This is a genomic window from Zunongwangia sp. SCSIO 43204 (assembly GCF_019904275.1).
GTDB lineage: Bacteria > Bacteroidota > Bacteroidia > Flavobacteriales > Flavobacteriaceae > Zunongwangia > Zunongwangia mangrovi.
Map to the genome: position 1 here is coordinate 109,950 of NZ_CP063204.1, position 16,845 is coordinate 126,794.

Consider the following 16,845-nt stretch of genomic DNA (forward strand, 5'->3'; position numbering starts at 1 on the left):
GAACCAGCCTATATTAGCTGTTTTTAGCCCTTATTTTTTTCTAAATTATTTATCTTCAGGAGCAGAATAGGTCACAATATCGATTCCTATTCCATTGGGATCTACTATGGCAAAATGACGATCTCCCCAATCTTCTTCACGCAGTTCAACTTCAATAGCAATTCCCTTTTCTTTCATTTGTTTATAAACTGCATCTACATTATCAACTTCCAAGGTTAAGTAAACTCCCCTGCCATTAAATTCGGGTTGAAAAATAGGTTGCTGACTAGGATGACCTGGCAATAAAAAACTTATTTCAGCAGATTCATTTGGCGTATGCATTAAAAGATAAAAGTCATTTTCAAAGCGAATACCAAAATCTAAAACTTCAGTATAAAAAGCTTTAGTTTCAACTAATTTATGGGTAATAATACCTGCATTTAATTTCATATTTTTTGTTTTTTTGAGCCTGAGCAATATTTATACTAAGAATAGCCAATAGCATTAAAATTCTCATTTTAAGATTATTTATTGCCCAAAAATAGTGGAGAATGAGATAGAAGTATTGTAAAAATCGGACAGGAATTGAAATCACCGAAAGGCTTCAGAGGGCGTAACCCCATAAAATTTCTTGAAATTCTTTATAAAATGAGCCTGATCATAAAAGCCCACATCCAGATAAAATAACTTATCTTCTTTATTTGCCAACGTAGATTTCTTATTCAAAATATATTGAAATCGAACCACGTCACTAAAAGACTTTGTTGTGGTACCAATAAAATAATTAAAGATGCGCTGTAATTGCCGCGAACTTAAATCGGCATCTAATTGCGTTTCAGTTTCCAGAAAACCATCGTGTTCAAAAATAATCTGAAGTGCTTTAAAAAAGCGAGAATCGTATATTAAAGGGCGGCTACGTATTATTTCTGCTAGTTTAATATTCAACTTCTCTACAATTCCATTAAACGAATCTTCAGAATAAATAGATTTGCTTATCCAATTTGATAAATCTGGAAGAATATTTTTCAACTCGGTCGATTTATCACTTAAAAGTTTAGCATTAAAATTAAACAAAATCGGAAAAGCGGAAGGAAAAAACCTAACCCCAACATAATCGAAAGATTTACCAATAGGAAACTCTGTATACGTCTTACAAAAGCCCATTACAAAATTCTGAGCAGGATGATTATGCTCAAAGAAAATATCTATACAACCATCTGAAACCACTTTATAAACAAAATCATTTTTTAATGGCTCTAATGTCTTAAGCTGCCAAAAACAATACACAAAATTATGAGCGGCTTTAGCTGGAGTTACTTCATGATATAAAATGTTTGACTGTAATGTTCCATTAAACCCAAGACTAGACTGCATAGGCTTGTAATATGCTCTTATCATTTCAAGCTCTTTCATAATCGCAGGATTCACAAGAATAATTTATTTTCAACTTTAACAAATAGAAATAAACCATTTTAAAAGTAAACATTAAGAGCCAAAAAAGTATAAAAAAAGCCTCACAGTAAAACTGCGAGGCTTTTTTTTATTTAAGAGTTTAGTTGAGATTAAGCCGTAGCTTCTTCTTCAACTTCTTTTTCTTTATCCTGAAGTGAAGATTTTTTCTTCACACTATCAAACATAACTGGTGTTGCAATAAAGATAGAAGAATATGTACCTACTACCACACCAACAATAAGTGCAAACATAAAGCCTCTAATACTCTCTCCTCCAAAAATGAAGATCGCAAGTAATACTACCAAGGTAGTTAAAGAGGTATTTAAAGTACGGCTTAAAGTACTGTTTAATGCAGCATTTACTGTTTTACCAAGATCCCAGCTTGTATGCTCATTTACAAATTCTCTAATTCTATCGAAAACAACCACTGTATCATTCAGCGAATAACCAATAACCGTCAATATCGCAGCTATAAATGCCTGATTAATTTCTAAACTAAATGGCATGAATTTATAAAGTAGTGAGAATACACCAAGAACGATTAAAACATCGTGGAATACTGCTGCTACCGCACCTAAACTAAATTGCCATTTTCTAAATCTTAATAAGATATAAAGGAATACTACGATTAGAGAACCTAATACAGCCCAAAATGATGCTGCCTTAATATCTTCTGCAATGGTAGGACCTACTTTCATAGATTCCATAATACCTACAGTTTTATCTGAAGAACCATTGATAAATTCATCTTCTGTAATATTAGAAGGCAGATAATCCTGAAGACTTTCAAATAATCCTTCCTGAATTTCTTCATCTACACCAGTACCTTCTTCATCTACTTTATAGTTAGTCGTAATTTTAAGCTGGTTATTAGGACCAAAAGTTTTAGCTTCTGCATTGCCAAATCTTTCCTCTAAAACACTCTGAACTTCAGTAGGACTCACATCCTGATCGAATCTAACGGTGTAAGTACGACCTCCAACAAAATCGACACCTAAATTTAACTGCTGAGTGAATAAAGATCCTAAACTTACTACGATCAATATTCCTGAAATGATGTAAGCCACTTTTCTTTTTCCAAGGAAATCACTATTCATTCCTTTGAAAAGGTTTTTAGTAACCCCAGTTGCAAACTCTAATGACTTACCATTTTTACCATAACCATCGATAAATAATCGAGTAATGAAAATTGCGGTAAATAAAGAGGTAGCAATACCTATTAATAAAGTAGTTGCAAAACCTTTAATTGGGCCTGTTCCTAAAATTAAAAGAATAAAACCTGTAAGACCTGTAGTAATATTCGCATCTAAGATAGAAGATAATGCATTACTAAATCCGTCTTTTATGGCTTCTGCCTGAGACTTCCCTTTAGCAAGCTCTTCTTTAATCCTTTCAAAAATAAGAACGTTCGCATCTACAGACATACCTATAGTTAATACAATACCTGCAATACCAGGCAATGTAAGTACAGCACCAAGACCAGCTAAAACTCCGAAGATGAATAATATGTTTACGATCAAAGCAACATCTGCAAAAACACCTGCTTTACCGTAATAGAAGATCATCCAAAGAAGCACCAATACCAATGCAATAGCAAAAGATAACATACCACTATCGATCGCTTCCTGCCCTAATGAAGGTCCTACGATCTCGCTTTGAATAATTTCTGCGGAAGCAGGAAGTTTACCTGCTCTAAGAACGTTCGCTAAATCTTTTCCTTCTTCGATACTGAAGTCTCCAGTGATCTCACTTCTACCTCCAGAAATTGCTCCGGTAGAAACACCAGGCGCAGAATACACCACGTTATCTAAAACAATAGCAATTTGAGTTTGATTATTAGAAGCATAACCTGTCATTTCTTCCCAGATCTTAGCTCCTGTTCCATCCATTTGCATAGAAACCGCAACACGACCAACCTGATCGTAAGTTTGCTGTGCATCTGTAATTACACTTCCACTTAATGGAGGTTCGTTATCTCTATTTGATTTTAAAGCATATAATCCAGTAGCATTAGTCTCATCATCTGGAACACCCCAAACAAAATTAGCATAGCGTTGCTCTGCAGGAAGTAGGTTTCTTACCTGTGGCATTGCTAAATAATCGTTTACTTTAGCGGTATCCTGCACATTAAAGTATGCTAAAACAGGACCTCCCTGTGCGCCTGGTCCAATTACCAGATCAAATAATGGATTATTAGTTTGTACTGCGGTACTATCTTCAGCATTAGCTAAAAGATCGTCGATATCACTATCAGATTGTGCTGTAGTATCTTCAACTTCGGTTGCTTCCTCCTCTTCAGAAACAACATCTTTTAAAACCTGATTAGCCTGAGCTAAAAATCCTCCAAATTCGTTATTTTTAAATACGTGCCAGAATTCTAACTGAGCTGTACTCTGCAATAAATTCTGAATACGATTTACGTCCTTTGCTCCAGGAAGTTCTACTAAAATTCTACCAGAATTTCCTAAACGCTGGATATTTGGCTGAGTTACGCCAAACTTATCGATACGCTTACGTAATACTTCGAAAGCAGAAGTAATAGACTCATCTACTTTTCTTCTAATAATAGGCTTAACCTGATCATTAGACATATCGTAAGTAATATCGTCGCTTAAGGTCTTATTCGCGAAAATATCTGGAGAAGCTAATTGCGCATCTGGGATAGCATCAAATTTTTCAAAGAAAATATCGATAAAATCATCCTGACTTGTAACTGATTCCTCTCTAGCTTCGGTAAGTGCTTTATTAAATGCAGGGTCTTTAGAATCGTTAGCTAAGCCTCTAATAATATCTTCTACAGAGATTTGTAAGATAACGTTGATCCCTCCTTTAAGGTCAAGACCTTTGTTTAATTCTTTATCCTTAGCATCATTATAAGAGATACCGGCAATAATTTCTTCATTCCCAATAGAATCAAGATATTGCTGCTCTGCCTGATCTCTTAAATCTGAATAATTCTCTACACTCTCGTCAATCTTCTGAGCGGCAAATTCTTCTGCTTCACTTTCAACATTATTAGTTAGGTATGTAAACGATAGTTGATAGATACATACTAAACCAAATAAAATTGCAAAAACTTTGATAAGTCCTTTATTCTGCATTATTCCTCAAATTATAATTTTATAGGTCTTTTTTAAAAACGGACAAATATAGCGTTTCAATAATGAAATCCCAATAATTTCTTTTTGAAAATTTTAACTTTTAAACATAAAAAAAAGCCACAAAAAATGTGGCTTTTTGCTTTATCGTTATGCTTTGAGAAATTACAACTCTAATAGACCATTAGTCTTTGTAACACCGGCTGCACTTTCCTGAATTTTTGCTTTTTCTGCATCGTTCAATTCGATCTCAACGATCTTTTCTAACCCATCTTTACCAATAACGGCTGGTACTCCTATAGAGATATCGCTTAAACCATATTCACCTTCTAAGAAAGCTGAACATGGGAAGATTTTCTTTTGATCACATGCTATTGCCTGAACTAATGCTGATACAGCAGCTCCTGGAGCGTACCATGCACTTGTTCCTAATAATTTGGTTAAGGTGGCACCTCCTACTTTCGTATCTTCAGAAACTTGATTTAAACGGTCTTCTGAAAGAAATGCTGAAACCGGGATACTATTACGAGTAGCCAATCTTGTTAAAGGTACCATACCTGTATCACTGTGACCACCAATTACCATTCCGTCTACGTCAGAAATTGGAGCTTCTAAAGCTTCGGCTAATCTATACTTAAAACGAGCACTATCTAATGCACCACCCATTCCTATAATTTTATTCTTAGGAAGACCAGTGGTTTTATGCACTAAATAAGTCATTGTATCCATTGGGTTACTTACCACAATTAAAGTAACATCTGGAGAGTGCTTAATAAGGTTTCCAGCAACTTCTTTTACAATACCTGCATTTATACCGATAAGCTCTTCACGAGTCATACCTGGTTTTCTTGGGATACCACTTGTAATTACCGCTACATCACTACCTGCAGTTTTAGAGTATTCATTTGTACTCCCGGTAATCTTAGTGTCAAAACTATTTAAAGAAGCAGTTTGCATAAGGTCCATCGCTTTACCTTCAGCATATCCTTCTTTAATATCTAATAAAACAACTTCTGATGCGAAGTTCTTAATGGCAACGTATTCAGCGCAGCTAGCACCTACTGAACCAGCTCCTACTACTGTAACTTTCATTTTATGAATTTATCGATTAATAACTAATCCAAAAATACGAATAATGACGATGGATTACTAATAAAGACCGGTTAAATACTTGAAGACTATATGCTAATATTTAAAGTATTTACATTTCGAAAACTGCAGATTCATCAAAACAAAAAAGGCCTGGAAAATTCCAGACCTTTTTCATGAAACTATTAAATAAGATTGATTACGCATCAATATTAGCGTATTTCGCATTCTTCTCGATAAATTCTCTACGTGGCGGAACCTCATCTCCCATTAACATTGAGAATATACGATCTGCCTCTCCACTATTATCGATAGTAACCTGGCGAAGTTTTCTACGCTCAGGATCCATGGTAGTGTCCCATAGCTGTTCAGCATTCATCTCTCCAAGACCTTTGTATCGCTGAATTTGAATACCTCCACTATATTCTGCTGCTATCTCATCACGCTCTTCTTCATTCCAGGCGTAACGTTTCTTACTACCTTTCTTTACAAGATAAAGCGGTGGTGTCGCGATATAGATATGCCCTTGCTCGATAAGCTCTTTCATATACCTGAAGAAGAAGGTCAAAATAAGTGTTTCAATGTGACTACCATCAACATCCGCATCACACATAATTACAATTTTGTGATAACGTAGCTTAGATAGGTTTAAGGCTTTACTATCTTCTTCAGTTCCAATGGTAACACCAAGAGCCGTATAAATATTCTTAATTTCCTCGTTATCGAAAACACGATGAGACATCGCCTTTTCTACGTTAAGAATCTTACCTCTAAGCGGCAAAATAGCCTGAAAATTACGATCTCGTCCTTGCTTTGCTGTACCCCCTGCAGAATCTCCCTCTACAAGAAATACTTCACATTTTTCTGCATCCTGCTCTGAACAGTCTGATAATTTCCCAGGTAATCCCCCGATACTCATGGCTGTTTTACGCTGCACCATTTCGCGGGCTTTTTTCGCAGCGTTACGTGCCTGAGCAGCAAGAATTACTTTTTGAACAATAGTTTTGGCATCATTAGGATTTTCCTCAAGATAGTTTTCTAACATTTCTGAAACTGCCTGAGATACCGCTGAAGTCACTTCTCGGTTTCCTAATTTTGTTTTGGTTTGTCCTTCAAACTGAGGTTCTGCAACCTTTACAGAAATAATCGCAGTAAGACCTTCTCTAAAATCATCTCCTGTAACCTCAAATTTCACCTTTTCAAGCAAACCTGAAGCATCCGCATATTTCTTTAAGGTCGTAGTTAACCCTCTTCTAAAACCAGATAAATGCGTCCCCCCTTCGTGGGTATTAATATTATTTACGTAAGAATGAAGGTTTTCGTTAAAAGTATCGTTATAAACCATCGCTACCTCAACAGGGATACCATTCTTCTCACCTTCCATGCTAACTACATCAGCAATAATAGGCTCTCTGGTACCGTCTAAGAAGCGAATAAATTCTTTGAGTCCTTCTTCAGAATGAAAAACTTCAGAAACAAACTCTCCCTTTTCGTCTTTCTCTCTTTTATCGGTAAGAACAATTTTTATACCTCTATTAAGAAACGCAAGCTCTCGCATACGTTTAGCCAAAGTCTCGTAACTATACTCTAAAGTTTGCTGAAATATAGATGGATCTGGCTTAAAAGTAACGATCGTACCACTAAGATCTGTTTCTCCAACAGGTTTTACAGGATACGAAGGTTTTCCTATTTCATATTCTTGTTCCCAGATTTGACCATCTCTGTAAACTGTAGCTTTTAAATGTGTAGACAAAGCGTTTACACAACTTACCCCTACACCGTGAAGACCTCCGGAAACTTTATAAGAATCTTTATCAAATTTACCTCCTGCACCAATTTTGGTCATCACAACCTCTAGTGCAGATACTCCTTCTTTTTTATGAAGATCGATAGGAATACCACGACCATTATCCTCTACAGTAATCGAATTATCTTCGTTTATGTCAACTTTAATAGAGTCACAATGTCCCGCTAAGGCCTCATCGATCGAGTTATCAACAACTTCATACACCAAATGGTGTAATCCTCTTACACCAGTATCTCCAATATACATCGAAGGTCGCATGCGAACATGCTCCATTCCTTCTAGCGCCTGTATACTATCCGCCGAATACTTTTTCCCTTTGGCTTCTTCGCTCATATTATGTTAATTAAATTCGTCTCTTTTTGAATAACGAACAAATATAACAAAACGTTAATTTCTTTAAACCAATACCTGACTACAAAGCCTTTAAGTTATCAACAATTTGTGCAAAAAAAGCCCATGACACAACAGGAAAAATCCAAGCGTCACGGGCATAACAAACCACACGTTTACTTTAATATTTTATGGTTTCACAGAAAGATGAACTAAAATCCAAACAAATCCTTTAACTGTGACTTTAAAATTCTGACACAAATATGAAACAGAACTTACACTTATTAAATACTATGCAGAATTTTAATTACAATTAAGAAGACAAAAGGACTAATTAAAAAATCCTATAAACGTAATTTTCAAGATTATCCAGATTCACTTTACCAATGTAACTTTCTTAAATTTTAACAGGTTCTAAACATCATAATTTTATGTAGCTATTATATTTACTCGAAACATAAATAATAACAGTATTATGAAAAAACTATTGATATTGACGATGTTAGCTTTTGGGCTTAGCAATTCAAACAGTGTGATTGCTCAAACCCAAGGTCCTAATTTCGCTAAGATGGATGTTAGTCCAATGGATATTGCTTTGTATCGCAATGATAACAACGAGCCTATCGCTAGGGTAATCTATAGTAGACCACAACGAAGAGATCGTGAAGTTTTTGGAAAGTTAGTACCTTATGGTGAAGTTTGGAGAACTGGTGCCAACGAAGCAACAGAAGTAACCTTCTATAAAAATGTTGAGATCGCAGGAGCAAAAGTAGATGCTGGGACCTATACTTTATACTCTATCCCAGAAGAAAAAGAATGGACAATCATTTTAAATAGAAAAACGCTTACATGGGGAGCTTACGAGTATAGTGAAAAACTAGATCTAGTAAGGGTAAATGTTCCAGTAAGATCTATGCAGAATGCTGTAAATGCCTTATCTATGTCCTTTGAAAAAGATACTGAAAATAGTGCTAATCTACTTATCGGATGGGACAAGAAATATGTAAAAGTTCCAATTAAGGTAGCCAATTAAAACAGAATAATATTTCATAAAAAAGCCGCTTATTTAGCGGCTTTTTTATTTACGGTATATTTAAGTATTTATGCGTTTGCAAGGACACTTTCCATCTAGGATTCTTCATCACGTAATCTACGATAAGCGGAATCATCTTATCACGGTTGCTCCATTCAGGTTGCATATACAAAATACAATCTTTACCAACCTGAGCAGCTTGTTCTTCGGCAAACTTAAAATCATGCTTATTGAAAATGATCACTTTTAGTTCATTTGCAACAGGATATATCTCCGGTTCTGGTAATTTTATTTTTTTAGGAGAAAGGCAAATCCAATCCCAGGTTCCTGTTAAGGGATAAGCACCAGAAGTTTCTATATGAATCTGGCAGCCCTGCTTTTTAAGATTATCAGTAAGCGTATTCATATCCCAGGTTAAGGGTTCTCCTCCAGTAACTACAATAGTTTTACTATATTTCACTGCATTTTCTACAATCTCACCAACATGTGTTGGCGGATGTAAACCTGCATCCCAGCTTTCTTTAACATCACACCAGTGGCAACCTACATCACAACCGCCAATTCTAATAAAATAAGCAGCAGTCCCTTTATGAAATCCTTCACCCTGAATGGTATAAAATTCCTCCATCAATGGAAGCATAATACCTCTATCTACCAACTCCTGTGTTTCTTCTGTAATCATAGCCTGCAAAGATATAGAATCTTTAACTTTATGCTACCAGCTGTATCCATAAATATAAAACGCATCTACAGTCCTCCTACTAAAATTCAATAGAAATTTTTAAAATACTTTTCCTCTTCTTGAAATTGAATCGACTTAGCATAGTTCCCTCTGAAAAAACATCTATTTTTAAACTAGTCTGAAAGAATAAAATTTAGGAAAAAGACTTATTGATCCCACCAGACCTGACCATAAATCAAATCTTCTCCATCAAACTGACGGCTTACCGCTTCTTCATAATTCTCTGAGTTATTAAATGATTCATTATCCGGGTAACTTAAGCGTAAAGGAATTTCTGCTCCATTAGGAGATTCAAAACCAGTTGGAAAACCTGTTCTTCTCCATTCAGACCATGCTTCATATCCATGCATATATAAATGAACCCATCTTTGATTTGCGATGCTTTCTATTGCGTTACTAGAATCGAAAGCTACTTCTGGCTGATTTAGAAATGAGGTAACACCAGCATCACTACCAGTCCATTGCATAATTGACTGCTCAATTGCCATATTATAGTTCTCTTCAGCACTTCCTGCGACCCATCCACGTGAAACAGCTTCAGCAATAGCAAAATAGACCTGCGCCGAAGTAACCAGATATACAGGTGCATCCTGTGCATAAATATCTGAACCTAATAGAGAATATTCTTCAGTTCCTATAGCTTCTTCTTCTCCAAATCGCAAACCTACATAAGCATCGCTTGCTCTAGCCGGATCCCCATAAACTTGTAACCTTGGGTCATTATAAGGTAACATCTCTGTAACCAGTTTTTCAGTTAATGCCCACCATTCTCTGTTTCGATCTACAATCTGGCCATACCAGTAATTTTGATTATTTGCTTCTGCCAAATGGTAATACACCAAATTATCAGCATTTTCCATAATAACCCCATCGTCTAAAGCATCAGCGAATTCAGTCTGAGCAAGATCAGGATCGACTTCAGATAATCTTAAAGCCATAAACAACCTAATTGTATTTGCGAGCAGGCGCCAATTCTCCATGTCGCCATCATAAACAATATCATTACTAATACTTCCAGAAACCATAATAGATGTAGCTTCTTTTAATTCTTCGAATAAATCTAAATAAATCGACTCCTGAGTGTCGTAAGAAGGGGTAAAATTCTCTGACCCCATTAAAGCTTCATTATAAGGGATATCACCCCAGCGATCTGTTACATTCCAATAAAAATAAGCTCTTAGAATTTTAGCAACAGCAACCTGATTATTCACAGGGCCTTCTGTAGAGCTAAGATTATCCTGATTATTTAATACGGTTTGTAAATTTTCTAAAGGCCCCTGATAGTACGAATAAAAACTTGTACTCTCCTGCGGATATAATGAAGTTCCAACATACTGAGTTTCTGCTAAATATTGTGCAAGAAATTCACCTCTGGGCGATGATGACAAGCCTGGCAAATAAAGTTCAGCGTTTGCTATTAATTGAGTACCTGAAGCCTGGCTGGGTAAATTTGGATTTATATTAATATCCTCATCAAAATTATCACAGCTTTGAAAAGCCAAAGCCAGAAATAGAATTATATATATTTTTTTCATCATTTTTATTTTTTCTTAAAATGTGATATTTAGATTGATTCCGTAAGATCTAACCGTGGCTAACTGCCCAGACTCATACCAACTTATAGACTGTGAACCTGTAGAAATCGCCGAAGGGTCGATACCATCTGGCGCATTTTGCCAAATCATTGCAGGATTACGAGCTATTAAAGCTATATTAACAGAATCAAAAGGCAACATTTCCATTGTTTTTGTTCCAAATGTATATCCAAATCGGACTTCACTCAATTTGATATATGAAGCATCGTACAACCATTCTTCGTAAATTCTTCGACCTAAAACATTTCTGTAATACGATCGAGCATCTAAAAAATTTTCTACTCGCTCTCCGGTTTCTGCCGATATACCGGTAACCAGAACTCCTCCACCATCTTCCAATGGATCTCTAACATTCATCCCATTTTCATTAGTCGCCACGGTTAATGGATCTTGCCCTGTTCTTACTCCTAACATCTTAGAACGACTAAAAAATTGTCCTCCCCCCTGAAAATCGATCATAGCATTAAGGCTTAGATTCTTCCATCTAATAGTATTTTGAAAACCTCCTGTAAAATCTGGCAATACTGTTCCAAAATCGTAAGTCGCGTCAGTATATAACGGCATACCATTTCCATCAACTAAAATGTCTCCAGTAGCTTCGTCTCTTTGATAAGCCTGTCCTACCAGACTCCCAAATGGCTTTCCTTCATAAGAATTTAGATAACTACTCACGCTAGAATAAGTTGTCGAACCATAATTATAAACATCGATACCAGGAGCGAGTTCCACTACTTCACTTTTATTTTGGCTAATATTAAAAATAGCCTCCCAGCTAAAATCATTTGATTGAATAGGTTTTCCTGATAAACTTATTTCTATACCATCATTTTCAATTAGCCCGGCATTAATAGTACTCGACCCATATCCACTAGCACCTGAAACATCTAAACTAATGATCTGGTTTTTGTTTCGTTGTTTATAATAAGTAAAATTTAAACCTAATCTATTTCCAAAAAACTGAAGATCTAATCCTGTTTCATAAGAATGCGAAAACGAAGGTTCTATATCAGGGTTATTTAAATTATCTGGTACATATAGCGTGTTCACACCGTTATACACAGTTCCTACACCGTAAGCTACGGTAGTTCTATATGGACTCAGGTCTGATCCTGCCTGAGCATAACTTGCTCTAAATTTACCAAATGAAAGCACCTCCCAATTAACAAGTTCACTAAACACCAAACTACCCGAAACCGAAGGATACCAATAGGAATTATTATCTTCTGGCAACGCCGAAGAATTATCGTTCCGAATAGAAGCATCTAAGAAATAAGTATCCAAATATCCTAAAGAAACCATCGCAAAAAGGCTGCGTATCTGTTTTTCTAATTTATAAGAAGTTGTCGATGGACGGTCTATCGAAGCATCTATATTGTAAAATCCAGGAGCCGAAAGCCCACCAACAGTTGCCTGCGATAAATAAGAATAATTCCTATTATAGATATTTCCACCTAGCGTTCCGTCTAGCGAAATACCACCAAACTTTTTATTGTACTGTGCCAGTAGTTCATAATTCCATTCCTTATTTTGATATTTACCTACAGAATAGGCCGGCAAACCAGTACCACCAAATGCAGTACGATTTTCGATATTTTGAGTATACATATCTGATCTAATAGCTCCTCTTATCTCTAATTCTGGTAAAATATTGTAACTCAATGTCACATCACCAAAAAATCGATCTCTACTATCATTTGATAAGTTCTCATATGCATTAAAGTAAGGATTGTTCCAGTATAATGGATCAAAATTTGTGATTTCACCAGTATCAGAATTTGGTCTTCTCAAATTCCAGTGTAGTATCGTTCCATCATCATACATATAATCCTTCAATCTGGTCATATCCAGATTTCTTTGAAACCACTGGTTAAAATATGCTACTCCATATTCAGAACCCTGACCCGGTCTTTGAGCATCATTTCTCGCATAATTAATATTTGTTGAAACTGTAATATTTTCAGCTAAATCAAGGCTCGCATTAACACCTAGATTATTTCTTTTTAACTCTGTATTTGGCTCAATCCCTTCAATTCTTGTATCATTAAGACTCAAACGGTATGTCGTATTTTCGTTTCCTCCAGATACCGTGACCCCGTTATTTAAATTAACTCCGGTTTCATAATAATTTTCAATATTATCTGGATGCGGAATGAAAGGAGTTAATTGACCATAAGTAGGATCCTGCGGATAAAAACTAAACACCTGGCGAACAGGCGTACCATCCATCCTTGGCCCCCAGCTTTCATCAACACTTAAATCTACATAAGGGTCACCGTTGGCCAATGTCCTAAATGTTTGGCTGGATCCCCCACCATACATGTTTTGTTTCGGAAGAAAATTTCCAGCAAACTCTAACATTAATGAAGAATTCACCTGAACTCTAACATCTTTTGGTCCCTTTTTACCTTTTTTGGTAGTGATCATGATCACACCATATTGTCCCCTAATACCATACAGTGCTGATGCTGCCGGACCTTTTAAAACATTTACAGATTCTATATCGCTGGGATTTATATCCTGTGCCAGATTTCCATAATCTGCACCTGCACTCCCAGAAAAATTACTATTGGATATTGGTGTTCCATCAATAACAATCAATGGCTCATCTCCACCGTTAATAGAATTTACACCTCTAATTTTAATTTTCTGGGTTCCGCCCATACTAGCCCCAGATGAGCCTGTCACCTGAACACCTGCTATTCTTCCAGACAAAGTTCCAAGAACATTTTGCTGGTTAGTAAGATTTAAGTCTTCTCCCTCGACTTCCTGTGTAGCGTAACCTAAGGACTTTTTGTTCCTCGAAATTCCCAAGGCCGTTACCACAACTTCATCGAGACTTTCTGTATCCTGAACCAAACTCACGTCTAATTCTTCCTGACCGTCAATTTCTATTTCCTGGCTTACGAAACCGATTGCTGAAAATACCAAAATAGAATTTGGCGGTACTTCTAAACTATAGCTACCTTGCATGTCTGTAACAGTACCATTACTGGTTCCTTTAACAATAACATTTACTCCTGGCAAAGGCATATTATCTTCTGCGACTTTCACTGTACCAGAGACAATTTGATTTTGCGCAAAAAAGGTAGTAGTAAACATAAAGCTCAAGAGAGCTAAAAAAGTAAATTTTTTCTCCATTCCTTTTTGTGTTAAATTTTGAGATTACAGAAAGAAATATACGTATTTTAAGATTTTTTTCACATAAAAAACTATGATAAGCACCACTTTTATTAAAAATTCAAACAGAACACAAAAGACCTTAAATTCCTTATTTTAAATACGTTAAGTTTAAATAAAATGCAAATAAAAATAAAATACCTTATAACTGTACTTTCGCTAATTTCCTGCTTTAGCTGTGCTTCTTTAAAAACCACAAAAAATGTAAACCGGGTTTTTGAAAATTCTCCGGCCTTTAAACAAGGCTTTGCAGGTTTGGTGATTTACGATCCTGAATCCAACAAGACGATATTCGATAAAAATGGAGACAAATATTTCACTCCGGCTTCTAATACCAAATTATTTACGTTTTATACTGCTCTAAAGATTATTGGAGACTCCATTCCCAGCATAAAATATACGATTTACGGCGACAGTCTCATTTTTAAAGGCACCGGCGATCCCGGATTTCTTTATGCCGACTTTAATTCTGAAAAAACACTCGATTTTTTACGAAATTCAGATAAAAAATTGTTTCTCCTTTCGTCAAATTTCACTGAATCCAAATTTGGGCCAGGCTGGGCGTGGGACGATTATAATAGCTATTATTCTGCGGAAAGAAATGCTTTGCCGCTTTATGGAAATATAGCTGAATTTGAATTCAAAAAAGATCAAAATTCATCGAAAAGCTTTCCAGATGTTTTTGATGATTCTATTTCTACTGAAAAAACCAAAAGTTTAGGCGCCGGAGTTTACCGGGATATCGATTCGAACATTTTCAGGTATAAAAGTGAAAAAAGAACTGAAGCATCCACTCGATTAGTACCCTTTATTACTTCAGCATATACTTCAGCTAAACTATTAAGCGATACGCTTAGAAAAGAAGTGATGATCTCGCCCCAAAAACCTGAAAATATAGATCTAGACCAAACAATTTACAATGAAGCTTCAGATAGTTTGTATAAAAAAATGCTTCAGGAAAGCGATAATTTTATTGCAGAACAACTTTTGTTGGTTTCCGCAGGAATTATTTCAGATACTTTAGCCACTGATATCGCCATTAATTACGCTCAGAAAAATTTACTCAATGACCTGCCAGACAAAATAAACTGGCACGATGGCTCTGGCTTAACGCGATATAATCTTTTTACCCCTCGTAGTGTTGTGAAACTAATTTCTAAGATCACTGATGAAATTGGCGAAGAAAAATTCAAATCACTGCTTCCTGCCGGCGGAGAATCTGGAACGCTTAAAAATCACTATAAATCAAACAAAACTTATATTTACGCTAAAACGGGAACGCTTAGAAACAATCATTCCTTAAGCGGACTCTTAATTACGAAAAGCGGAAAAACTTTATATTTTAGTTTTATGAACAGTAATTATACCGTGCCTACTTCGCAGCTAAAACAAGCTATGGAAGAAATTTTAACCACTGTTCGCGATCAATACTAATCTTGAAAACCTCATCATGCAAAGACGCAAATTTTTACAGAATATCGGCCTAAGCAGCCTTGCCATTCCTTTAAGTCCTTACGCTGCCACTAATTTCTACGGAAGTAATACGGCCGCAAACATCATTAAACCAAAAGCTCTAAAAGAAGGAGATACTATAGGAATCGTAAGCCCGGCCAGTGCTATTTTTGAAACTGAACCTTACCAGATCGCAAAAGAATCTTTTGAAGCAATGGGGCTTAAAGTAAAGTTTGGTGAATTTGTAAAAAACCGATATGGTCATTTAGCCGGAACAGATAAAGAGCGTGCAGACGAATTGAATGCGATGTTCAAAGATAAATCTGTTGATGCAATTATTGCGCTGCGTGGCGGCTCGGGTTCAGCAAGAATTTTAGAACTTCTAGATTACAAAGCGATAAAATCCAATCCCAAGATCTTTATTGGCTATAGCGATATTACAGCTTTACACTCGGCTATTTTCGAAAAAACAGGTTTGGTAACTTTTCATGCGCCGGTAGCGGTTTCAACCTGGAATTCCTTCAGTGTTTCACATCTTAAAGCTATTTTATTCGATAAAGAAAATCCGCTTCTGGAAAATCCAAAATCAATTGGAGATAATCTTACTCAGACTTCAAATCGTACTCGTACCATTACCGGCGGCAGCGCAAAAGGGCAATTATTAGGCGGAAATCTTTCCGTATTAACAGGAATTATGGGAAGCGAATATTTCCCTTCCGATTGGAGCAATAAAATTCTATATATCGAAGATGTTGGTGAAAAAGTATATGCTGTAGATCGAATGATGACGCAATTACAACTTGGTGGCGTTTTTAAACAAATTAAAGGTTTTGTTTTTGGAAAATGTACCGAGTGTGATCCCGGCGGAAGTGGCTACGGAAGTTTAACTTTAGAGGAAGTTTTGGATCATTACATTAAACCTCTTAGCATCCCGGCATTTAGCGGAGCAATGATAGGACATATTGATGATAACAGCACGATACCAAACGGAATTGAAGCTGAAATTAATGCTGAAGCAGGAACTATACAACTACTGGAAGCAGCCGTAATTTAAGCGCATACTAAAAAAATCCTTTCCTGTAATTACAAGG

The 16,845-nt window shown here is 36.0% G+C and carries 11 protein-coding genes; 3 read left to right on the top strand and 8 right to left on the bottom strand.

Annotation, left to right across the window (positions count from 1 at the left end):
* Window positions 1–45: 45 nt before the first annotated feature.
* The 5 genes from INR75_RS00575 to gyrB form a co-directional block, all read right to left on the bottom strand.
* Window positions 46–429 carry a VOC family protein gene (locus tag INR75_RS00575; RefSeq protein WP_223090353.1) on the bottom strand — a complete coding sequence of 128 codons (384 nt, stop codon included), beginning with the start codon at window positions 427–429 and terminating at the stop codon, window positions 46–48.
* 141 nt (window positions 430–570) lie between these two features.
* A complete protein-coding gene (locus tag INR75_RS00580) occupies window positions 571–1,392 on the bottom strand; it encodes a helix-turn-helix domain-containing protein (protein ID WP_223090354.1) in 822 nt (273 codons plus the stop codon).
* A 149-nt stretch (window positions 1,393–1,541) separates the two neighbouring features.
* Window positions 1,542–4,532: a protein translocase subunit SecDF gene (gene secDF, locus INR75_RS00585; RefSeq protein WP_223090355.1), complete on the bottom strand. Its 2,991-nt coding sequence runs from the start codon at window positions 4,530–4,532 to the stop codon at window positions 1,542–1,544.
* Window positions 4,533–4,694: 162 nt separating this feature from the next.
* Entirely contained in the window at window positions 4,695–5,621 is a 927-nt protein-coding gene (gene mdh / locus INR75_RS00590) for a malate dehydrogenase (protein WP_223090356.1), read from the bottom strand.
* Between the two features lie 196 nt (window positions 5,622–5,817).
* Window positions 5,818–7,758 (bottom strand): DNA topoisomerase (ATP-hydrolyzing) subunit B, encoded by a 1,941-nt coding sequence (gyrB, locus tag INR75_RS00595; RefSeq protein ID WP_223090357.1) that lies wholly within the window; start codon window positions 7,756–7,758, stop codon window positions 5,818–5,820.
* A 472-nt stretch (window positions 7,759–8,230) separates the two neighbouring features.
* On the opposite strand from gyrB, the gene INR75_RS00600 reads away from it, so the two are divergent.
* Window positions 8,231–8,788, top strand: a complete 558-nt coding sequence (locus INR75_RS00600) for a DUF2911 domain-containing protein (protein WP_223090358.1) — start codon at window positions 8,231–8,233, stop codon at window positions 8,786–8,788.
* Between the two features lie 49 nt (window positions 8,789–8,837).
* On the opposite strand, the gene INR75_RS00605 is transcribed toward INR75_RS00600, so the two are convergent.
* The 3 genes from INR75_RS00605 to INR75_RS00615 form a co-directional block, all read right to left on the bottom strand.
* Entirely contained in the window at window positions 8,838–9,470 is a 633-nt protein-coding gene (locus INR75_RS00605; protein WP_223090359.1) for a 7-carboxy-7-deazaguanine synthase QueE, read from the bottom strand.
* A gap of 206 nt (window positions 9,471–9,676) precedes the next feature.
* A complete protein-coding gene (locus INR75_RS00610) occupies window positions 9,677–11,068 on the bottom strand; it encodes a SusD/RagB family nutrient-binding outer membrane lipoprotein (protein ID WP_255584607.1) in 1,392 nt (463 codons plus the stop codon).
* A 12-nt stretch (window positions 11,069–11,080) separates the two neighbouring features.
* A complete protein-coding gene (locus INR75_RS00615; protein WP_223090360.1) occupies window positions 11,081–14,263 on the bottom strand; it encodes a SusC/RagA family TonB-linked outer membrane protein in 3,183 nt (1,060 codons plus the stop codon).
* A gap of 159 nt (window positions 14,264–14,422) precedes the next feature.
* Between INR75_RS00615 and INR75_RS00620 the strand changes: the two genes are divergently transcribed.
* Together INR75_RS00620 and INR75_RS00625 are read left to right on the top strand one after the other, a co-directional pair.
* A complete protein-coding gene (locus INR75_RS00620) occupies window positions 14,423–15,736 on the top strand; it encodes a D-alanyl-D-alanine carboxypeptidase/D-alanyl-D-alanine-endopeptidase (RefSeq protein WP_223090361.1) in 1,314 nt (437 codons plus the stop codon).
* A 16-nt stretch (window positions 15,737–15,752) separates the two neighbouring features.
* Window positions 15,753–16,808: an LD-carboxypeptidase gene (locus tag INR75_RS00625; RefSeq protein ID WP_223090362.1), complete on the top strand. Its 1,056-nt coding sequence runs from the start codon at window positions 15,753–15,755 to the stop codon at window positions 16,806–16,808.
* Window positions 16,809–16,845: the final 37 nt, after the last annotated feature.